Raw genomic sequence first — 19,462 nt, 5'->3', positions numbered from 1 at the left:
ATGGACGCGACCAGGCTGCTGACGTCACGATCGATGACAGTCTCCGAGTTTCGCTGCGATGCGGGACCGGGCGACAAGCCGTTTGCCGAGTGCCGCACCGGCCATTCGATCGCCTACGTCCGCGCCGGCAGTTTCGGCTGCCATTGCCGCGCCGGCTTCTTCGAGCTGGTGGCGGGCTCGTTGCTGGTCGGCGCTCCCGGCGACGAATACACCTGCACCCATGAGCATGTCTGCGGCGACGTCTGCCTGTCGTTCTTCTTCAGCGAGGATCTGGTCGAGGCGCTGGGCGGACGCCGCGAGGTCTGGCGGGTCGGTGCGACGCCGCCGCTCCCTGAGCTGATGGTGCTGGGCGAGCTCGCCCAGACGGCAGCAGATGGCAACAGCGACCTCGGCCTCGACGAGGTCGGCCAGATCCTGGCCAGCCGCTTTGTCGAGGTCGTGTCGGGCAAGCCGCGCAAGCAGGCCACGCCCACCGCGCGTGACCGTCGCCGCGCGGTCGAGGCAGCGCTCTGGATCGACGAGAATTCGCATGCCGAGATCGACCTCGAGCAGGCCGCGCGGCAGGCGGGCCTGAGCCCCTTCCATTTCCTGCGGCTGTTCTCGAACGTGCTTGGCGTCACCCCGCATCAATATCTGGTGCGCTCGCGGCTGCGGCACGCGGCGCGGCTGCTCACTGATGACGACATCGCGATCACCGACATCGCCTATGACGTCGGCTTCGGCGACCTCTCCAACTTCGTCCGCACTTTTCATCGCGCCGCCGGCGTGTCGCCGACGAAGTTCCGGCAGGCCTCAAAGGGGATGCGCAAGATTCTCCAAGAGGGACTTGTCCTCAACTGACTAGGTTCGTCTCCGGCGCGCGCCACTCGCGGCGCGCATCTGCAAATGGAGACGATCATGTACGACCACATCGGACTGCGCGTTGCCGACCTCGACGCCGCCACGCGCTTCTACACCGCGGTGCTGGCACCGCTCGGCTACGTCCTGTGCTCGAGCGGCGACGGCTATGCCGGCTTCGGGCCGAAGGACGCGCCGGCGCTGTGGCTGCATCTGAACAAGGGGCGCAAGGCGGACGGTGCGCACATTGCGTTTCGCGCCGGGGATCATGACGCGGTCAGGGCGTTTCACAGCGAAGGCCTGAAGAGCGGCGGCCGCGACAACGGCGGCGCCGGCCCGCGCAAGGATTACAGCCCGACCTACTATGCAGCGTTCTTGATCGATCCGGACGGCAACAATGTCGAGGCGGTTTGTACGTGAGCTCGGGGCTAAACGCGACAATCCGTAGGGTGGGCAAAGCGACTTGTCCGCCGTAGCTCGAAGAGCGAAGGCGGAAGCGTGCCCACCAACTGAGCGCAACAGCGTCGACGAATGGTGGGCACGGCGCAAGAGCGCCTTTGCCCACCCTCACTCAATCAAGGACACCTCCCGTGGCCTCCATCCACAATGACATCTCCCTCCCCGTCCCCGCCCGCGACGTCTGGGATGCGGTGCGTGACTTCGGCGCGCTGCCTCAGCGGCTGGTGCCGGGCTTCGTCACCGCATGTCAGCTCGAGGACGACGCGCGCGTCGTCACCTTCGCCAACGGTTCGGTGGCGCGCGAGGTGCTGGTCGATTGCGACGACGCGCGGCAGCGGCTGGTCTACGCGATCAACAACGAACGGCTGAAGCACTACAGCGCCTCGGTGCAGGTGATCGCCGAGGGCGAGGCACGGTGCCGCATGGTCTGGATCATCGACATGCTGCCGAACGAGCTTGCGCCTTACGTCCAGGGTCAGACCGGCGAGGCCGTGGCCGCCATCCACAGGGCATTTCCGTCTGCCGCAGCCTGATCGGCCTCTGTGATTTTTCTCACAGAGCTCTCCCTTCCTCAGCCGTAACCATGCCCGCGTGCGTCCGGTCGGCTTCGCTCTCCCGGCGGCGCCACGCACGCGAGGAGCATGCCATGAGAGGTGCGGACAAGGTGATCTGCCAGGCGGTCGCCGTGCTGCTGCTGTTTTCGGTCGCGAGCTCGCCCGCGAAGGCGCAGTTCGCAGGCTTCGGCGGCGGCGGAGGTGCCGGCGGCGAGGACATGATGACCCAGATGGCGCCGATGCTGGAGATGATGAAGGCGAAGATGGGCAAGCGCCGCTTCGCCATGCTGATGCAGACCATGGGCCCGATGATGAGCCGCATGATGGAGAATGGCGGCGGCGGCATTGGCGGCCTGGCCGGCGGCGGCTTTGGTGCGCCCAATTACGGCGGCTACGCGCCGATGGGCGGAGGCGGCACCATGCCGACCGGGATCGGCGGCATGGGAGGCGGCGACATCATGGGCATGCTGGGTGGTTCCGGCGGCGGCGACATGATGGCGATGATCCCGCAACTGATGCGGCTCGCCAATGTCGGCGGCGGTGGCGGCCATCGCCGCCACAAGCATCGCTAAGGCGCGCCGGCTTACCGTCGCCGCGTTTTAGCTTTTTTAGTTGATGCGTCGCCGATATCAGATCCGATCGTTGATCAGGACCCCGGAAATCGATGGGTCGTTTGGCTTCGTCTGGTCGCCTGGTCGCGTCGCGCTGTAGGTCGAATCCGCGAGCGAGCTCTTCAGCGACTGAAGGAACTGTTCAAGCAGGTCCGTCGCCGAATTGCCGCTTGACGAGCTGCCCGTGGCGCTGGCCGAAGAATTTTCGCCGGCATTCGTCGTGTCGCCTGATCCCGTCGCGCTGGAGGAGGTCGAATCCGTGAGCAGGCTTTTGAGCGAATCGAGAAATTGTTGAAGCAGGTCCACCACCGAATTGCCGCTTGATGAACTATCCGTGCCGTTGACGGGAGCAGGCCCGTCGGGCGGCGGCGGTCCACCTGCTCCACCCGATGCATCGGGTCCATGGGAGAACGCCGCCTTGAAGATACCTTGCAATTCGGTGGCCTGCTGGTCGGTCAGCTTGCCAGCCGAAACTTCCTGCTGGATCAGACCATCGATCTTTGACTTGAACGCGTCAGGCGATGATCGGCTGCCGCTGGATTGATCGCTCGCCCCGCTCGGTTGCAAGGCGGTGTCGATGTCGCTGAGTGCGGACGACAGCGCCGACTGATCGGACGAATTAACCGCGCCGGAACTGACTTCCGCCTGCAGTTCATCCTGTAGTCGCTGCAATGGTGATGCGTGGTGGTGGGAGGAGAGCGCCGAAATCGAGGTCATGGTGGCTGTCCGTGCTTTGGTGAACTCGAGGTGACGTTGCCCCCAGGAGCTGGCGCGGAGCCTTCGGCAAGGAGCAGCTCAGGTTGCTCAATATTGCCAATTGAGCGGCAAGAAACATTCAGAAACAAAAATCTGACGGGTGCGCCTAGTCCGCCGCGGCTGACAGAGCCGGCCTGATTGCGGACTTGCTCTCGCACGGACCCCAGCGCGTCAGCACCACGCTGGAGCAGGACAGCAGGCCGAGCAGGACCATCGAGCTCGCAGCGAGCCAGAAGAAATTTTGTGCGGTGGCCTCATACATCGACAGCCACCAGCCGCATGTCGCGATGTAGGCGAGCCGCGCGGTCTGCGCCAACACCGGACCGATCACCTTCGCCGCACCTTGCGAGGAGAAATACATCGTCGAGGCGAGGCCAATGAAGGCGTAGAACGGCGCCACCGTCGACAGATATTGATGGCTGGTCGCGCGCACGGTGGCGCTGTCGGTGAAAATGTTGACCCAGAGATCGGGGAAGATCGCAACCAGGCACGCCGGCGCCCCGACGGCGACGAAGGCGCTCGCACCCGCGATCCAGGCGATGCGCCGCGCCCGCGCGATGCGGCCGGCGCCGACCGCCATGCCGATCATCGGCACCGAAGCGATGCCGAACGAGAACGCGATCGAGGTCAGCAAAAATTCGAGCCGCGCGCCGATGCCATAGCCGGCGAGGATCGCGGTGCCGAATTTCGCCAGCATGTGGGTGAAGATCGAGATCGTCAGCACCGATTGCAGCGGCGAGAAGCAGGCGATGGCGCCGACCTTCAGGATGTCGAAGAACATCGCCCATTGAATGCGCAAGCCGCGCAGTTTCGGCACGATTCGGGCGCGGCCGGAGAACAGGTACCAGCCCATCACGCAGATGTTCATGGAGTAAGCAATCCGCGCGCCCGCGGCGACACCACGCATGCCGAGCTGCGGCACGGGCCCGAGTCCAAGGCCCAGCGTGCCGCCGAGCACGATCTGCCAGACCGCGGAGTTGAGGATCAGCAGCGACGGCAACTTCATGTTGCCGGTGCCGCGCAGCACGCCGGCCATGGTGTTGAGCAGCCACGGCAGCACCGCGCCACCGAAAAACACCTGCGTGTAGGCGATCGCATGCGTCAGCACGTCGCCGCGTCCGCCGAGCATTTCCAGGACCTGCGGTCCGAAGATCAGCATGCCCAGCATGAAGACGACGCCAAAGGTGATACCGATCAAGAGCGCATGCGCCGCGAGCGTGCCGGCGCGTTCGCGGTCGCCGGCGCCAAGCGCGCGTGCGATGGCGGACGCCACCGCGCCGCCCATGGCGCCGCCGGACATCGTCATGGTCAGAATCACGGTCGGAAACACCAGCGCCATCGCGGCCAGCGCTTCGACACCGAGACGGCCGATATAGGAGGTCTCCGCGATCACCACGCAGGTGCCGGCGGAGAGCGCAACCACATTCGGCCAGGCGAGCCCGAGCAGCGTGCGCAGGATCGGTCCGTCGGTCAGCGCGCTCCTCACCGGCCGCGGAGGCGGCGGCAGCGGACGCTCCTGTTCATCGACCGGGATTTCGGCGATGTCGGACATTTCTTCTCCCGGGCACGGATCGCCAAAACGGCGCGGCAATAAATGCGTGTGCCAATCGAATTATTCGCGCGAAGGGCGCGTCATGCGCTTGTTAGCACGGCAGCCCCCGATTCCTCCTGCGTCAGGCGCAGGCGTCCCCTGCGGCAGCGCATTTCAATAGGTGGAATTACCCGATGGTCCAAACCAGCGGCGGCCTGCCGCCCTCGGAGGGGTGCAGATGCACGCCGATGTGCCGGCCGCAGCCCGCAGCCAGTCCTTCGAAAAGCCCCTCCAGCACCTTGGCGCAGGCGCGGTGATAGTCGGCGACGTCGTCCATCAGCTTCCAGCTCTGCTGGCGAATTTCGAACGTACCTTCGGATCGCGTCGTCTCGGCCGCATCGTCCTGCGCGGCAAACAGCGCGTTGAGGAAAGATGCGAACTCGCGCGCACCGCCGCGCGTCGCTGTCAGAGCGGCCGCGACTTCATCGAAATATTGCATGCCGATCAACTTGCCGGTGAGATGCAGGAGATAGCCGGCATCCTCAGGCCCAAACAGTTGCACCATCACGGGTGCGGCGGTGCGCACATATTCCATGGCGTAGTTGCGATAGGCTTTTTCTAACCGCGGCTTCGGCCAGCTTGAGATCGGCAAAGCCGGCGCGGTCTTCGCATCGAACAGCGGCGCTTCGAGATGGCGCGCGAACACCAGGCGCTGGTCGAGCTCGAGCGGGTGCTCGTACTGATGGTAATAGCCTTCGAGCCCATCCTGGCCGTCGACGCTCTGCTTGGTGCAGACGAAACCGAGCCTGAGATCGCCGAGCGCGACGCCGTTGTTGGCGTGCCAGCCCCGCAGCATCGCGCGCGAGACTTCGCCCGGCACGCCGCAGATCGCAGTACCCTTCCAGATCCAGCGCGGCGGCGGATAGCGGATCCAGGCTTTGGCGTCGTTCTCATACATGTATTCGACATGTACGCCGCCGATCCAGTTGGAGAGGTAGTGATATTGCGCGGCGGCCACCGCCGGCGGCAGATGGCTAAGGCCGAGCTTCTCGAGCCCGGGCAGGAAGCGCTCCTGCTGCTGCCGCCGAAACACGCGAAAGACGAACTCCGCCGCGTCAGTCGTGCCGCGCCGCGTGACGACAGTGAGGATGAGGCCGGTGAAATAAGCGTGATAGAGATCGGCGACCGTGCGCCAGCGTTTCCATTGGGCTTCCTGCGTGGAGTTTGCTGCGGCGGTCATGTTCGCTCCCGGCTTGTTGTTATCGTTGATGCCGCAACACACTACCCCGTCGTCCCGGGCAAGCGAAAGCGCAGACCCGGGACCCATAACCACAGGATTGAGTTTGACGAAGACTGGTAACCAGGATTTCGCGCCAAAACTACTCCCTGGGGTTATGGGTCCCGGCCTTCGCCGGGACGACACCTGAGGGCGGAGTTAGCAGCTACACGCGAAAATGCTTCGACAGCTTCAACCCCTGCGCCTGGTAGTTGGAGCCGATGCGCTGACCATACATCGCGTCGGGGCGCGCCAGCATCTTCTCGTAGACGAGGCGGCCGACGATCTGGCCGTGCTCGAGGATGAAGGGCACTTCGCGCGAGCGCACTTCCAGCACGGCGCGCGAGCCCTGCCCGCCGGCGCCGGCATAGCCGAAGCCGGGATCGAAGAAGCCGGCATAGTGCACGCGGAATTCGCCGACCAGCGGATCGAATGGCACCATCTCCGCGGCGTAATCGGGCGGCACCTGCACCGCCTCTTTCGACGCGAGGATGTAGAACTCGCCGGGATCGAGGATCAGGCTGCCGTCGGGACGTGCCGAGATCGGCTCCCAGAAGTCTTGCACCGAATAGCCCGAGCGACGATCGACGTCGATGACGCCGGTGTGGCGCTTGGCGCGGTAACCGACGAAGCCGGACCCCTTCTCGCCGGAAAGATCGACGGAGACGGCGACGCCGCCGGAGAGATCGGCATCGTCGATATCGACGAGACGCTCGGACGCATGCAACGCGTCGAGCTCGTCGGCATTGAGGATGGCGTCACCGGTGCGGAAGCGCACCTGCGACAACCGCGAGCCCTCGCTGACCAGCACCGGAAATGTCTTCGGGCTGATCTCGGCATAGAGCGGGCCATGATAGCCGGCGCCGATCATGTCGAAGCGGCGGGTGCCGTCGGCGATCACGCGGGTGAAGACGTCGAGCCGGCCGGTCGAGCTCTTCGGATTTGCGGCCGCGACGATCTCCGGCGGCAGCGCAAGACTTTCCAGCAGCGGCACGATGTAGACGCAGTTGGTCTCGAGCACCGCGCCGTCGGCGAGGCTGAATTCGTGCAGCTTCAACTCGTCAATACGCTCGGCGACGGTGGCGCCGGGGCCGGGCAGGAAGCTTGCACGGACGCGATAAGCGATGTCGCCGAGGCGAAGGTCGAGGCTCGCCGGCTGGATCTGGCTTTCGACGAAGTCATAGGCGGGCAGGATAAGCCCCGCTGCCGCCATCGCCGCGATCATGCGGTCGGGCAGGATACCATTGGCGTCGGCGGCGACCGTGAACGTCAAACTTGGGTCCTCGTCAGGGGGCAAATGTATCCGGACATGCGGAAAATACAGTTTTTTACGGCTATCCGATGGACGCCTTGACGAAAAGGGCATTGCGGAATATGAGCATGACTTATCCCGTGGTGATTTGAGCCGGCCGGCTTGCAGCCACGTTAAATAAGTCGCTAAACAGGCCGGGGACCTCTGTGATCCCGGCCCGTGGAGATATCCAGGCCGGTTTTTTTGTGACCGTTTTCGACGAGACGGTCATGCGGAGGTACCTATGTCGAAGTCGCCTGCCAACTACCGTCCCGAAACCCGTCTGGTCCATTCCGGCACCCTGCGCTCGCAATATGGCGAGACGTCGGAGGCGCTGTTCCTGACCCAGGGCTATGTCTACAACAGCGCCGAGGAGTGCGAGGCGCGGTTCAAGGGCGAAGATCCCGGCTTCATCTATTCGCGCTATTCCAACCCGACGATCGCGATGTTCGAGCGCCGCATGATCGAGCTGGAGGGTGCCGAAGCCGCTCGCTCCGCGGCGACCGGCATGGCGGCAGTGACGACCGCGATCCTGGCGCCGCTCAAGGCCGGCGATCATTTGGTGGCCTCGCGGGCGCTGTTCGGCTCGTGTCTTTACGTCATCCAGGATCTTCTGCCGCGCTATGGCGTCGAGACCACGCTGGTCGACGGCTTCGATCTCGACCAGTGGCAGCGCGCGCTCAAGCCGAACACCAAGACGTTCTTCCTGGAGAGCCCGACCAATCCGACGCTCGACGTGCTCGACATTCCAGCGATCGCCGAGATCGCGCACGGCGGCGGCGCGCGGCTCGTCGTCGACAACGTGTTCGCCACGCCGATCTGGCAGAGCCCGCTCGCGCTCGGCGCCGACGTCGTGGTTTACTCCGCGACCAAGCACATCGACGGCCAGGGCCGCTGTCTCGGCGGCATCATCCTGTCCTCGGAAGCCTTCATCGCCGAGCACATCCACAATTTCATGCGCCAGACCGGCCCGTCGATCTCGCCGTTCAACGCTTGGGTTTTGCTCAAGGGCCTGGAGACGTTGGCCGTGCGCGTGCGCGCGCAGACGGAGACCGCGGCGCGGATCGCGGACGTGCTGGCGAGCCATCCCAAGATTTCGCGGCTGGTCTATCCCGGCCGCGCCGATCATCCGCAGGCGGCTCTGGTCAAGAAGCAGATGCGCGGCGGCTCGACGCTGGTCGGCTTCGAGGTCAAGGGCGGCAAGCAGGGCGCGTTCCGCGTGCTCAACGAACTCAAGCTCGCCAAGATTTCCAACAATCTCGGCGACGCCAAGAGCCTGGTGACGCATCCGGCCACCACAACGCATCAGCGCCTGAAGCCGGAAGATCGCGCAGCGCTCGGCATCAGCGAGGGTTTTATTCGCTTCTCGGCGGGGCTGGAGCACGCGGATGATCTGATCGAGGATCTCACCGCGGCGCTGGAGAAGGCGTAGCCACGATGTCGTCCCGGCGATGGGGAGAGGCCACTTACATCGGCCGATACGTCCGCACATCCGCCGGCACATTCACCCCTAACTTGATCTGGCCGACGGAGCGGATGATGTCGTCGCCGAGGAGCTGGGCGAAGCAGGCGTAGCCCCAATCGTTCATGTGCAGACCGTCGGCGATGACGAAGCTCTCGACCGGGAGCGCCTGCTTCTCATGCCAGTCGCGCATCACCTCGAAGCGCGGGAAGATGCCGACGTGACGGAGCTCGGCGACCTTGCCGAGCAGCTTCACCATCTTGCCGGCGCTTTCGGCGCGTTGCGTCACCTGCGGCGAATATTGCGGATCGACCAGCACGACGTCCGCACCGCCGCCAGCTTGGATGCGTGAGATGCCGTCCTCGACCATTTTGGCCGTATCGCCGGGATCGAGGTTGCGGAGCACGGCATTGGTGCCGACCTGCCAGATCACGAGATCCGGATGCACGTCGATCACCTGCTTCTGGAGGCGCTTCATCATCTCGGGCGCGTCCTCGCCGCCGACCCCGGCATTGATGACGGAGATGTCGGCGGTCGGATATTGCCGGCGCAGCTGTGCGGCGAGACGGTTGGGATAGTTGAAGTCCGGCGAGCTCGCGCCATAACCCGCGGTCGACGACGAGCCGAACGCGACGATCACGACGGGCTGGCCGGCGACGAGCTTGTTCGCGACATGCGGCAGCGATCCCATCGCCTTCGCGCTGCCCTTCGGCGGCAGGCAGGGTACGCGGCTAAAGATGTCGCCGGCGGATTTCGCGACCTGCTTCACCTTGTCGACGGCACGCGCGGTGATGCCGCGCTGCTCGGCGGGCGGGTGGGTCGCCGCGACCGTGGTCTGGGAGGGCGATGCGGGAGCGGGATTAGCAGCCTGCTGCGGAGCGGGCGTTGCCTGCGCGGCTTGCGCAAGCACCTGAGACGCGGGCGTCAACACCAGCAGCGCCGCCGCTGCGGACGCGGCCAGCCATGCCGTCAGGCAAAAAGGGCGGAGAGAACTCATTAACGCTAGACCTCAATTTTGCTGCTGGGCCGGCCCCAGATGGGCAGCGTCGATCACGAACTGTGCCAACGCCCGGCCAAGGCAATCATGGACCTGTTTCGCCAGTTCAGGGCCGCGGGACGGGCTGAACAGGTCGAACTGACCCTGATCATTCCATTGCCGCATGATCGCGAAGCGATCGAACAGCGGGATGTCATGCTCTTGCGCCACCACCCGCATATTGTCGAGATAAGGCGGCGCCGAGATCATGGTTTCGGTACGCGGGCTGTACTGCAAATTCATCAAGACGACGTCAGCCCCTGCATTTTGCAACGCAGCAACCCCATCGGTCACCGCGCCGCGAAAGTCGTCGGGATCGATGGATCGGATAGCATCCACGGTCCCGGTCTGCCAGATGACCAAAGTAGGTGCTTTTGCTTCCATCAGCTTAACGAAGGTGGTGGCGGCCTCCTCCGCCGTTTTCTTGCTCTGTATTTCTACGGAGACGTGCACAACCTCCGACGGGGGCAGCTTTTCCTTCAAAATTGCCTGCATCCGCGCCGGATAGGAGCTGTCCTCCGAGGCCGGAATGGTCGTTGACCGGCTGCCGATGACCAGAATTTCAAGCGGTTTGCCGGCTTTGACGGTGTCGGCGACCTTGTGGAGCTGGCTTTCGGTGGTGAGCAGATAGGACGGCAATTCGCAGGCTGGGGGGGCCGCAGGCACAGCATCGCCCGCGCGCGCCGGGGGCGCGGCGAGGTTACCGCACAGCAGGATCAGGCTCAGGAAAACCTTCGCCTTCATCAGCCCCCTCCCGCCATATCGGCGCTGCCGACGGCGTTTTTGGTTTTCGAACCGCTCTTGTCAGCTACGCGCTTGTACCACGAAATCACCCAAGCCACGGCCCACATGATCAGGATTCCGGAGAGACTAATCAGCGCATGCATGCCCGGGCCGCCCGAGACCTCGGCCAGGATGAAGTGGCCGGCGAAGGCCAGGAAGACGCCGAGGCAGAAGATCTCGAGGGAATGCTGGCCGCACAGGATCAGCGGCCGCAGCCAGGGCGATTTCAGGCCCGGCCAGTCCCGCGGCAGGAAACGCACGGTGAGCGCGGCCAGCGCCAGGAAATGGGTGAAGCGCAGCACGTCGAGATCGGTCTTGTCGATCGGATACATCCATTGCTCGATCCGCTTCGGCATGAAGTGGCCGAGCTGCGGCACGTACCAGGTTAGCGTCACGCAGAACGCCGCGGCCAGATAGGCGATCGAGATCCACATCGTCACCGGTGAAGCCAAAATGCGCGACATGCGTCGCGCACCTCCGAGCGCACACCATGCACCGAACACGAAAAGCAATTGCCAGGCCAGAGGATTGAACGCCCAGAAGCCGTTCGGATAGGCCGAGAGATAGAGGTCGTATTCCCAGGTGACGGCGTAGAGCAGGACCGAGAAGCCGAGCGTGACGTCGGGCTTCCACTTCATCGACCACAGGATCAAAGGCAGCGCCAGCATCAGAACGATGTAGAGTGGCAGCACGTCCATGTTGACGGGACGAAAGCGCAGCAGCAGCGCCTGCACGATGGTGACGTCGGGCTGCTTGAGGAAATCCATGATGCCCATCTCTTCGGTGTAGAGCGGGTTCTCGAAACTGGTCGCGACGTAGGAGATTTCGGCAAGGAAGATCGTGAACAGGAAGACGTGGGCGACATAGATCTGCCAGACCCGGCGCAGGATGCGCGCGGCGCCAATGACGAAGCCGGACTCCAGCATCGCGCGGCCATAGACGAAGGCGGCGGTGTAGCCGGAGATGAAGATGAAGATCTCGGTGGCGTCGCTGAAGCCGTAATTGCGGATCGTGAACCAGGTCAGAAGATTCGGCGGCAAATGGTCGATGAAGATCAGCCACAGCGCCAGGCCGCGGAACAGATCGAGCCGCAGCTCGCGTTCACCGATGACAGGCAGCGTGATGGCCGGCGCGGCCGCACGCGGCTTTGCCTCCACGGGCTTGGCACCCGCGGTTCCCGCAATCGTCGATCCCGTCACTTGATCGGCAATGGTCATCGGGGCCCAAAAACCCTTCGGCAAATCGCGACGTTCAAAGGAGTGTACCGGTCCGGTCCCCGCCTCGCAAAGCGGCCGGATCACATCGAGGTGTATTTCCTTGGGGGTGTACTTCCTTGTCAATTCTGGCGGCACGATGTCGCGAAAGCCGCCTGCGGCGTTTGGTTCCCGGCCAGATTTCGTTATGATGGCAACCATGTACCGCGCCGTGACCCGCCAGATTGAAGTGACCGTCGAGCCGAACTTTGTTCCGGAGCAGTCGTCGGCCGACCGCTCGCGCTATTTCTGGTCCTACACCATCGTCATCACCAATTCCGGCGACGAGACCGTCCAGCTCAAGACGCGGCACTGGATCGTCACCGACGCCACCGGCCGGCAGCAGGAGACCAAGGGCGAGGGCGTGGTCGGCGAGCAGCCCACGCTGGCCCCCGGTGAGCGCTTCGAATACACCTCCGGCGTCCCGCTCTCGACCGCCTCGGGCTTCATGACCGGCCGCTACCAGATGATCAGCGAAAGCGGCGAACGTTTCGAGATCGACGTGCCGACGTTCTCACTGGACAGCCCGGACAACAGGCGGGTGTTGAATTAGGGCTGCCGTGCAGCCTCGTCATAACACCCACAACTGTACCGCACTCCCTCTCGTGTCCCGGACGCGCTGCAACGCCCCATAACGCGTCGAAGACGCGCGTAAACGCGCTTATGGCGTTGGACCCAGAAGGCAACGCGGTACCGCGCGGGTATATGGGCCCCGGCTCTGCAGCGCACCGCTGAAGCAGCGCTGCGCTGCGTCCGGGGCACGAGAGCGGAATCCATCTTTGCGTTCGTTTTCGATCGCAGACATGGCTTCGTAGCCTCGCGGCGCATTTCGCCCGAGCTTTGCCTCGTCTCTCCACCCTCACAATCAAGAGGGCGCAGGGAAGGCCGGGTGCCGGCTGGCACCCGCGGTCTGCTGCGCGAAATGGTGCGCAAAAAGACCGCACAGCAGCATACAGGTGTAGCCAATCACACGGCCTTCCCTGCGCAGTGGGTTGACGGCTTATGCCGCGCTCTCCCGGGAGCCGAATTCCTTCTGGCCTCCCTCGCCTCACGAATTGATGGCGTAGCTCACCCGGTCGAGCTCGCTTACGCCTCCGCGAAAGCTTGGCCGTAGCGACGACGGCCAGGACCACACGGTTTTGCCGTACGCGCATTCGCTGACCGCCACAGGGTTCTCCCGCACTGTCGACGTAGCGGGAAAAATGTTGGCGAGACGAACCTTCAGCGTCGCTCATCCGCACGAAGCCTCGGGCTCACGGAGAGCAATCCGCCCTGCCCTTAACCTCTCGTGCCGACGCTGCCGCGTCCACCGCAACCCGGCTCGCGAAAAACGACGACACATGATCGCCCCTCAAGGTCGAGCCGGGATGGGCGACACATACGACAAATCCGAATTTCGGTAAAGTGGAATATTTTTGGGATGGCGGATTGACAGAGGGGCGAAACAGGCGCTGCCGTAGGGTGGGTTAGCCGAAGGCGTAACCCACCAAGGTCTATCCTCGCCGAAGCAGAGGGTGGGTTACGCTTCGCTGACCCACCCTACGATCAACCACCACTTACGCGTCCTCCACACCCGCATCATGCGGCGTGAACTCATACACCGACGAGCAGAACTCGCAGGTCACGACGACCTTGTCGTCCTTGACCATGGCGGCGCGGTCGTCGGGCGAAAAACTCTTCAGCATGGACGCGACCGCGTCGCGCGAGCAAGAGCATTGCGCCTTCAGAGCCAGGGGATTGAACACGCGTACGCCGCGCTCGTGGAAGAGGCGGTAGAGCAGCCGCTCGCCGGAGAGATCCGGATCGATCAGCTCGACGTCCTCGACGGTTTCGATCAGCGAGCGCGCCTCGACCCAGGCATCGTCCTCGGCAACAGCGTGCACTTCGGTGCCTTCGGGCGCATCGCCGGGATGCAAATCGGCTTGCTGCGCGCGCTCTGGCGCCTTCGGCAGGAACTGCATCAGCATGCCGCCGGCCCGCCAGCGATGCTTGCCGCCATCGCTCGAGCGCCACTCCTCGCCGACCGCGAGGCGGACGCGCGTGGGGATCTGCTCGGAGCGCAGGAAATATTCATGCGCGGCCTCTTCCAGACCGCCGCCGTCGAGCGCGACCAGGCCCTGATAGCGGCTCATGTCGGGACCCTGGTCGATGGTCATCGCGAGATGGCCACGGCCGAGCAACGCGCCGGAATCCTTCGCCTCGCCAAGGCGCGACGCGTCGTAGCGGGCATAGGCGCGCAAGCGATCCGGCGCATTGTAGTCCACCACCAGGAACGACACCGGACCGTCGGTCTGGGCCTGGAGGATGAAGCGGCCCTCGAATTTCAGCGCCGAGCCGAGCAGCGTCGTCAGCACGATCGCTTCGCCGAGCAGCTTGCCGACCGGCGCGGGATAATCGTGCCTGGTCAGGATCTCGTCGAGTGCAGGACCAAGCCGCACCAGGCGCCCGCGCACGTCGAGCGCGTCGACCTCGTAAGGCAGTACGGCGTCATCGATCGGAACCGCTGATGGCGCGCGAACCGGGCCTTCGGGCCCGGTTTTCATGTCAGGGGATTGGGAAACCATGGCACTTTATCTGGGGTCGGAGGTTGGAAATGGAAGGGGGGTGCGAGGCAGCGTGTTCCGGATTCAGTTAGGGTTGCACAACGATACCGCAAATTCGGTGTCGTCCCGGCGAAGGCCGGGACCCATCACCACAGGCTTGAGCTTGGCGAAGACCATTGGCCTCAACCATCCTGCCACACGAGAGATTCCGCGGTATGGGTCCCGGCCTTCGCCGAGACGACGAATGGCTAATTCGTCGCGTTACTTCACCGCGTCAAAGCACCAGGCCAAGATGCCCTTCTGCGCGTGCAGGCGGTTTTCGGCCTCGTCGAACACGACCGATTGCGGGCCGTCAATCACCTCGTCGGTGACCTCCTCGCCGCGATGGGCCGGCAGGCAGTGCATGAACAGCGCGTCGGGCTTGGCCAGCGACATCAGCTTGGCATTGACCTGGTAGGGCTTGAGCACGTTGTGGCGATGCTCGCCTTCCTTGTCGCCCATCGACACCCAGGTGTCGGTGACGACGCAGTCGGCGCCGCGCACGGCGGCCTCCGCATCGGTGCCGAGCATAATCGGCGCGCCGGTGGCCTTGATCCAGTCGCGCATCGCCTTCTTCGGCGCGAGCTCCGGGGGCGTAGCGACATTGAGCTGAAATTTGAAGCGTTCGGCCGCATGCGCCCAGGACGCCAGCACGTTGTTGTCGTCGCCGGTCCAGGCCACTGTCCTGCCCTCGATCGGGCCGCGATGCTCCTGATAGGTCAAGAGATCGGCCATCACCTGGCAGGGGTGCGAGCGCCGCGTCAGGCCGTTGATGACGGGCACGGTCGCGTTGGCCGCGAGCTCCAGCAGCGCCTCGTGGTTGAGGATGCGGATCATGATGGCGTCGACATAGCGCGACAGCACGCGCGCGGTGTCGGCGATGGTCTCGCCGCGGCCGAGCTGCATCTCGGCGCCGGTGAGCATGATGGGCTCGCCGCCGAGCTGGCGCATGGCGACATCGAACGACACCCGCGTCCGCGTCGACGGGCGCTCGAAGATCATCGCCAGCGTCTTGCCTTCGAGCGGCCTGACCGGCTGATGCGCCTTCTGCTTCGCCTTCATGGCGGAGGAGGCGTCGAGCATGCTCTTGAGCTCCGACAGCGGCAGCTCGTTGATGTCGAGAAAATGCTTGGGCGTCTTGCTCATCAGCTTGCCGCCCGCTTGGTCCGACTGGCCGAGATCGCGGCGCAGGCGCGTTCGAGCCGCGCGACGCCGTCCTCGATCTCCGCCTCGGTGACGATCAAGGGCGGCAGGAAGCGCACGACATTGTCGCCGGCCCCGACGGTGAGCAGCTTTTCATCGCGCAACGCCGCAACCAGATCTCCCGAGGGCACCACCGCCTTGATGCCGATCAGAAGCCCCTCGCCGCGGACCTCGCTGACGACATCGGGATGACGGTCGATCACGGAGGCGAGCTTCTGCTTGAGCAGCAGCGACATCTTCTGCACGTGGTCGAAGAAGCCGGGCTTGAGCATGACGTCGAGCACGGCGTTCGCCGCGGAGACCGCGAGCGGATTGCCGCCGAAGGTCGAACCGTGCGAGCCGGGCGTCATGCCGGAGGCCGCTTCCGCGGTCGCAAGGCAGGCGCCAATCGGGAAACCGCCGCCGAGCGCCTTGGCCAGCGACATCACGTCCGGCGCGACGCCGAAACGGCGATGCGCGAAGAGATCGCCGGTGCGGCCCATGCCGGTCTGCACCTCGTCGAACGCCAGCAGCATCTCGCGCTCGTCGCAGAGCTGGCGCAGCGCCTTGAGGAACGCCGGCGTCGCCGAACGCACACCGCCCTCGCCCTGGATCGGCTCGATCAGGATACCGGCGGTCTGCGGGCCGATCGCCTTCTTCACAGCATCAAGGTCGCCATGCGGGACCTGGTCGAAGCCGTCCATCGGCGGACCGAAACCTTCGAGATATTTTGCCGAGCCGGTCGCAGCCAGCGTCGCCAGCGTACGGCCATGGAAGGCACCCTCGAAGGTGATCATGCGATAGCGATCGGGATGGCCTTTCATGGCCTGGTAGCGGCGCACGACCTTGATCACGCATTCCAGCGCTTCGGCGCCGGAATTGCAGAAGAACACGAAGTCCGCGAAACTCTCGTTGCAAAGGCGGGCCGCGAGCTTCTCGCCGTCCGGGCTCTGGAACAGGTTCGACATGTGCCAGAGCTTTGTGGCCTGCTCCTGCAACGCCTTGACCAGCGCGGGATGGGCATGGCCGAGCGCATTCACCGCCACGCCCGAGGTGAAATCGAGATAGCGATCACCATTGGTCGCAATCAGCCAGCAGCCCTCGCCGCGTTCGAAACCGAGATCGGTCCTGGCGAAAACGGGGAGCAAATGCGGCGCTGCGCTGTTGGTCATGACGGTCACTTGGGTGTTGAGGACAGCCTGTACGTGCTTCACGCAGCGCACCATTGACTGGCCCGGAAAACGAAACGTGCCGCCTTTTAAGGGCGGCACGCACCACCATCTTATGCTTGGCACCACGGGTGTCAATGCCGCCCGGAAAGCCTCGCGAAACGCTGAATCCGTAGTCTTGCGGTGACGAATTTGCGGGGTTTTGGCCACGGAACATGTGGAAGCGAGTCGGCGGACTCTTGCGCGCGAGTCACGCCATATTGTAGCGTTTGGCTTGTCAGATACGACATCTCGTGCAGCAGTTCTGATCCTCTAGGTCCTCATGTACCGGCGTAAACGTTCGGGCGTTATTGGCGCGCCCGGCGAGCCTTAAGGGATTCTGACGGCACGGGTTTTTCGAGGCTTAGGCATTCGTTGTGCAGCCCCAGAATGGCAGGCGCGCGACGAAGGAAAGGGTGCAATGACGGTTTTGACCTGGTCCGACGATCGCGTCGAACAGCTGAAAAAGCTCTGGGAGGCCGGACTTTCGGCCAGCCAGATCGCAGCCGAGCTCGGCAATGTGACCCGCAACGCCGTGATCGGCAAGGTGCACAGGCTCGGGTTGTCCGGCCGCGCCAAGAGCCCGTCTTCGGCGGCGCCGAGGCCGCGCAAGGCGCGTCCCGCGCAGCACATGATGCGGGTGACCCGGCCGATCGCGCGCGGCAACACCGCGCTGGCGCAGGCCTTCGAGGTCGAGGTGGAGCCTGATCCGGTCACCTACGACAACGTGGTGCCGATGAGCCAGCGGCTGTCGCTGCTCGAATTGAACGAGGCGACCTGCCACTGGCCGGTCGGCGATCCTTCGAGCCCGGATTTCTTCTTCTGCGGCGGCAAGGCGCTCTCCGGCCTGCCCTATTGCGCCCAGCATTCGCGCGTCGCGTACCAGCCGGCGGCGGATCGCCGACGGGCGGCACCGAAGCCCGCGCGGTGAGTCAGTTCTGAAATCAAGATGGAGCCGTCACACGATGACGGCCCAGCAAACTCGATGTCGTCCCGGACAAGCGCGCCCTAAGCGCGCGCAGATCCGGGACCCATAGCCACTGCAAGATGTGGCTACGGAGACTCGGGGTTACCTTCTTCGCGCAACAACTACGCCCTGTGGTTATGGGTCCCGGATCTGCGCTTACGCTTGTCCGGGACGACACTGAGAACGTGGCTGCAATCCGCTAACACAACGCCCCCAGCCTTACGCCTGCTCCGCCTTCGCAAAGCGATCATCTAGCGCATAGCCCGCGCCGCGCACGGTGCGGATCGGGTCCTGCTCGCGGCCGAGATTGAGCAGCTTGCGCAGGCGGCCGATATGCACGTCGACGGTGCGCTCGTCGATGTAGATGTCACGACCCCAGACACTGTCGAGCAACTGCTCGCGCGAGAACACGCGGCCGGGATGCTCCAGGAAGAACTCGAGCAGGCGATATTCGGTCGGGCCGAGATCGATCGGCCGGCCCGAGCGCGCCACGCGGCGTTTTTCCCGGTCGAGCTCGATGTCGCCAAAAGCCAGTACGGTGGCGAGCCGCTCGGGGCTTGCGCGCCTGAGCAGTCCCTTCACGCGTGCCAGGAGCTCCGGCACCGAGAACGGCTTGACGATGTAGTCGTCGGCCCCGGTCGCAAGTCCGCGCACCCGCTCGCTCTCCTCGCCGCGCGCGGTGAGCATGATGATCGGGAGCTGCTTGGTGTCGGACCGGGCACGCAAGCGCCGGCACAACTCGATCCCGGAGAGGCCCGGCAGCATCCAGTCGAGCACGATCAGGTCGGGGATGTGCTCCTTGAGGCGGGTGTCGGCGTCGTCGCCGCGCATCACCGTCTCGACGTCATAGCCGTCGCCTTCCAGGTTGTAGCGAAGCAGCTCGGTGAGAGCTTCCTCATCCTCAACCACCATAATGCGTGCGCCCATCGGGTCGTCGCTCCTTAAGTGTTCAAGTATTCGGAACCGTCGTGGCGAAGGTCGTCATATCACCCTTCGGGCGTTTGTCGGTCATCGCCTGACCTTCGATCATGTAGAACACGGTCTCGGCGATATTGGTGGCGTGGTCACCGATCCGCTCGATGTTCTTGGCGCAGAACATCAGGTGGATACAGAACGAGATGTTGCGCGGATCCTCCATCATGTAGGTAAGGAGCTCGCGGAACAGCGAGGTGCAGATGGCGTCGACTTCCTCGTCGCCCTTCCACACCGCCATCGCCGCCGGCAGGTCGTGCGCGGCATAGGCGTCCAGCACCGATTTGACCTGCTGCTGCACGAGGTCGGTCATGTGCTCGAGGCCGCGGAACAGCTTGAGCGGATGAAAATCGGTCTCCAGCGCCGCGACGCGCTTGCCCATGTTCTTGGCGAGGTCGCCAATGCGCTCGAGATCGGTCGCGACGCGCATCGCACCGACGATCTCGCGCAGGTCGATCGCCATCGGCTGGCGGCGCGCGATGGTGAGCACGGCGCGCTCCTCGATCTTCTTCTGAAGCGCGTCGATCTCGACGTCGGTTGCGACCACGCGCTGGCCGAGCGGGACGTCGCGGCGGATCAGCGCATCGACGGAATCGACGATCATGCGCTCGGCGAGGCCGCCCATCTCGGCGACCAGCCGAGTGAGTTCCTGGAGGTCGGTGTCGAAGGCCTTTGCGGTATGTTCGGAACCCATGTCCTGTC

At 64.4% G+C, this 19,462-nt stretch carries 19 protein-coding genes and 1 riboswitch; of the genes, 7 read left to right on the top strand and 12 right to left on the bottom strand.

The window, feature by feature from the left end:
• From ABIB73_RS21635 to ABIB73_RS21620, 4 genes are all read left to right on the top strand, one after another.
• Window positions 1-840 (top strand): helix-turn-helix transcriptional regulator, encoded by an 840-nt coding sequence (locus tag ABIB73_RS21635; RefSeq protein WP_354227135.1) that lies wholly within the window; start codon window positions 1-3, stop codon window positions 838-840.
• 57 nt (window positions 841-897) lie between these two features.
• Window positions 898-1,257 (top strand): VOC family protein, encoded by a 360-nt coding sequence (locus ABIB73_RS21630; RefSeq protein ID WP_354227134.1) that lies wholly within the window; start codon window positions 898-900, stop codon window positions 1,255-1,257.
• 170 nt (window positions 1,258-1,427) lie between these two features.
• Window positions 1,428-1,829: an SRPBCC family protein gene (locus ABIB73_RS21625; RefSeq protein WP_354227132.1), complete on the top strand. Its 402-nt coding sequence runs from the start codon at window positions 1,428-1,430 to the stop codon at window positions 1,827-1,829.
• Between the two features lie 113 nt (window positions 1,830-1,942).
• The gene (locus tag ABIB73_RS21620) at window positions 1,943-2,422 is read left to right on the top strand and encodes a hypothetical protein (protein ID WP_354227130.1); all 480 of its coding nucleotides are present in this window, start codon (window positions 1,943-1,945) and stop codon (window positions 2,420-2,422) included.
• Between the two features lie 57 nt (window positions 2,423-2,479).
• Here ABIB73_RS21620 and ABIB73_RS21615 read toward each other — a convergent pair whose 3' ends face one another.
• The 4 genes from ABIB73_RS21615 to ABIB73_RS21600 all read right to left on the bottom strand — a co-directional run bounded on the left by ABIB73_RS21615 (window position 2,480) and on the right by ABIB73_RS21600 (window position 7,297).
• Window positions 2,480-3,178, bottom strand: a complete 699-nt coding sequence (locus ABIB73_RS21615; RefSeq protein ID WP_354227128.1) for a hypothetical protein — start codon at window positions 3,176-3,178, stop codon at window positions 2,480-2,482.
• A 145-nt stretch (window positions 3,179-3,323) separates the two neighbouring features.
• A complete protein-coding gene (locus ABIB73_RS21610; protein ID WP_354227126.1) occupies window positions 3,324-4,769 on the bottom strand; it encodes an MATE family efflux transporter in 1,446 nt (481 codons plus the stop codon).
• A gap of 166 nt (window positions 4,770-4,935) precedes the next feature.
• Window positions 4,936-5,988 (bottom strand): hypothetical protein, encoded by a 1,053-nt coding sequence (locus ABIB73_RS21605; protein WP_354227124.1) that lies wholly within the window; start codon window positions 5,986-5,988, stop codon window positions 4,936-4,938.
• A 202-nt stretch (window positions 5,989-6,190) separates the two neighbouring features.
• Entirely contained in the window at window positions 6,191-7,297 is a 1,107-nt protein-coding gene (locus ABIB73_RS21600; protein WP_354227122.1) for a 2'-deoxycytidine 5'-triphosphate deaminase, read from the bottom strand.
• 109 nt (window positions 7,298-7,406) lie between these two features.
• Window positions 7,407-7,486: riboswitch (SAM riboswitch) on the top strand.
• A 73-nt stretch (window positions 7,487-7,559) separates the two neighbouring features.
• Here ABIB73_RS21600 and ABIB73_RS21595 point away from each other — a divergent pair.
• Complete coding sequence (locus ABIB73_RS21595) at window positions 7,560-8,747, top strand: O-succinylhomoserine sulfhydrylase (protein ID WP_354227120.1); 1,188 nt, start codon at window positions 7,560-7,562, stop codon at window positions 8,745-8,747.
• A 34-nt stretch (window positions 8,748-8,781) separates the two neighbouring features.
• On the opposite strand, the gene ABIB73_RS21590 is transcribed toward ABIB73_RS21595, so the two are convergent.
• The 3 genes from ABIB73_RS21590 to ABIB73_RS21580 are packed head-to-tail and all read right to left on the bottom strand — an operon-like array spanning window position 8,782 to window position 11,813.
• Window positions 8,782-9,774: an SGNH/GDSL hydrolase family protein gene (locus ABIB73_RS21590; RefSeq protein ID WP_354227119.1), complete on the bottom strand. Its 993-nt coding sequence runs from the start codon at window positions 9,772-9,774 to the stop codon at window positions 8,782-8,784.
• A 12-nt stretch (window positions 9,775-9,786) separates the two neighbouring features.
• Complete coding sequence (locus ABIB73_RS21585; protein WP_354227117.1) at window positions 9,787-10,557, bottom strand: SGNH/GDSL hydrolase family protein; 771 nt, start codon at window positions 10,555-10,557, stop codon at window positions 9,787-9,789.
• On the bottom strand, window positions 10,557-11,813 hold the full coding sequence (locus tag ABIB73_RS21580) for an OpgC domain-containing protein (RefSeq protein ID WP_354227115.1): 1,257 nt from the start codon (window positions 11,811-11,813) through the stop codon (window positions 10,557-10,559). Before ABIB73_RS21580 ends, ABIB73_RS21585 begins: the two co-directional genes overlap by 1 nt.
• A 184-nt stretch (window positions 11,814-11,997) precedes the next feature.
• Between ABIB73_RS21580 and apaG the strand changes: the two genes are divergently transcribed.
• Window positions 11,998-12,402, top strand: coding sequence for a Co2+/Mg2+ efflux facilitator ApaG/CorD (gene apaG / locus ABIB73_RS21575; protein WP_354227113.1), 405 nt, complete (start codon window positions 11,998-12,000; stop codon window positions 12,400-12,402).
• Window positions 12,403-13,405: 1,003 nt separating this feature from the next.
• On the opposite strand, the gene ABIB73_RS21570 is transcribed toward apaG, so the two are convergent.
• The 3 genes from ABIB73_RS21570 to ABIB73_RS21560 all read right to left on the bottom strand — a co-directional run bounded on the left by ABIB73_RS21570 (window position 13,406) and on the right by ABIB73_RS21560 (window position 16,785).
• Window positions 13,406-14,413 carry an Hsp33 family molecular chaperone gene (locus tag ABIB73_RS21570; RefSeq protein ID WP_354227111.1) on the bottom strand — a complete coding sequence of 336 codons (1,008 nt, stop codon included), beginning with the start codon at window positions 14,411-14,413 and terminating at the stop codon, window positions 13,406-13,408.
• Between the two features lie 240 nt (window positions 14,414-14,653).
• The gene (gene argF / locus ABIB73_RS21565; RefSeq protein ID WP_354227109.1) at window positions 14,654-15,577 is read right to left on the bottom strand and encodes an ornithine carbamoyltransferase; all 924 of its coding nucleotides are present in this window, start codon (window positions 15,575-15,577) and stop codon (window positions 14,654-14,656) included.
• Window positions 15,577-16,785 carry an aspartate aminotransferase family protein gene (locus ABIB73_RS21560; protein WP_354227107.1) on the bottom strand — a complete coding sequence of 403 codons (1,209 nt, stop codon included), beginning with the start codon at window positions 16,783-16,785 and terminating at the stop codon, window positions 15,577-15,579. The genes argF and ABIB73_RS21560 overlap by 1 nt, the downstream gene beginning before the upstream one ends.
• A 457-nt stretch (window positions 16,786-17,242) precedes the next feature.
• Here ABIB73_RS21560 and ABIB73_RS21555 point away from each other — a divergent pair, with 457 nt between their 5' ends.
• Window positions 17,243-17,752 (top strand): GcrA family cell cycle regulator, encoded by a 510-nt coding sequence (locus ABIB73_RS21555; protein WP_354227105.1) that lies wholly within the window; start codon window positions 17,243-17,245, stop codon window positions 17,750-17,752.
• 255 nt (window positions 17,753-18,007) lie between these two features.
• Here the strand turns inward: ABIB73_RS21555 and phoB are convergent, their stop codons facing one another.
• Both phoB and phoU read right to left on the bottom strand, forming a co-directional pair.
• The gene (gene phoB, locus ABIB73_RS21550; protein WP_027533133.1) at window positions 18,008-18,715 is read right to left on the bottom strand and encodes a phosphate regulon transcriptional regulator PhoB; all 708 of its coding nucleotides are present in this window, start codon (window positions 18,713-18,715) and stop codon (window positions 18,008-18,010) included.
• Window positions 18,716-18,737: 22 nt separating this feature from the next.
• The gene (phoU, locus tag ABIB73_RS21545; RefSeq protein WP_354227102.1) at window positions 18,738-19,454 is read right to left on the bottom strand and encodes a phosphate signaling complex protein PhoU; all 717 of its coding nucleotides are present in this window, start codon (window positions 19,452-19,454) and stop codon (window positions 18,738-18,740) included.
• Window positions 19,455-19,462: the final 8 nt, after the last annotated feature.

Origin of the sequence: Bradyrhizobium sp. F1.4.3 (assembly GCF_040548375.1) — a bacterium.
Lineage (GTDB): Bacteria > Pseudomonadota > Alphaproteobacteria > Rhizobiales > Xanthobacteraceae > Bradyrhizobium.
The sequence above is the reverse complement of the archived record's forward strand: the minus strand, read 5'-3'. Positions and strand labels throughout refer to the sequence as shown.

Coding starts and splice junctions, on each gene's coding strand:
- ABIB73_RS21635 (WP_354227135.1), top strand. CDS start 1: ATGGACGCGACCAGGCTGCTGACGTCACGATCGATGACAGTCTCCGAG.
- ABIB73_RS21595 (WP_354227120.1), top strand. CDS start 7,560: ATGTCGAAGTCGCCTGCCAACTACCGTCCCGAAACCCGTCTGGTCCAT.
- phoB (WP_027533133.1), bottom strand. CDS start 18,715: ATGGGCGCACGCATTATGGTGGTTGAGGATGAGGAAGCTCTCACCGAG.
- ABIB73_RS21590 (WP_354227119.1), bottom strand. CDS start 9,774: ATGAGTTCTCTCCGCCCTTTTTGCCTGACGGCATGGCTGGCCGCGTCC.
- ABIB73_RS21555 (WP_354227105.1), top strand. CDS start 17,243: ATGACGGTTTTGACCTGGTCCGACGATCGCGTCGAACAGCTGAAAAAG.
- ABIB73_RS21585 (WP_354227117.1), bottom strand. CDS start 10,557: ATGAAGGCGAAGGTTTTCCTGAGCCTGATCCTGCTGTGCGGTAACCTC.
- ABIB73_RS21580 (WP_354227115.1), bottom strand. CDS start 11,813: ATGACCATTGCCGATCAAGTGACGGGATCGACGATTGCGGGAACCGCG.
- ABIB73_RS21630 (WP_354227134.1), top strand. CDS start 898: ATGTACGACCACATCGGACTGCGCGTTGCCGACCTCGACGCCGCCACG.
- phoU (WP_354227102.1), bottom strand. CDS start 19,454: ATGGGTTCCGAACATACCGCAAAGGCCTTCGACACCGACCTCCAGGAA.
- ABIB73_RS21610 (WP_354227126.1), bottom strand. CDS start 4,769: ATGTCCGACATCGCCGAAATCCCGGTCGATGAACAGGAGCGTCCGCTG.
- ABIB73_RS21615 (WP_354227128.1), bottom strand. CDS start 3,178: ATGACCTCGATTTCGGCGCTCTCCTCCCACCACCACGCATCACCATTG.
- apaG (WP_354227113.1), top strand. CDS start 11,998: ATGATGGCAACCATGTACCGCGCCGTGACCCGCCAGATTGAAGTGACC.
- ABIB73_RS21605 (WP_354227124.1), bottom strand. CDS start 5,988: ATGACCGCCGCAGCAAACTCCACGCAGGAAGCCCAATGGAAACGCTGG.
- ABIB73_RS21620 (WP_354227130.1), top strand. CDS start 1,943: ATGAGAGGTGCGGACAAGGTGATCTGCCAGGCGGTCGCCGTGCTGCTG.
- argF (WP_354227109.1), bottom strand. CDS start 15,577: ATGAGCAAGACGCCCAAGCATTTTCTCGACATCAACGAGCTGCCGCTG.
- ABIB73_RS21560 (WP_354227107.1), bottom strand. CDS start 16,785: ATGACCAACAGCGCAGCGCCGCATTTGCTCCCCGTTTTCGCCAGGACC.
- ABIB73_RS21570 (WP_354227111.1), bottom strand. CDS start 14,413: ATGGTTTCCCAATCCCCTGACATGAAAACCGGGCCCGAAGGCCCGGTT.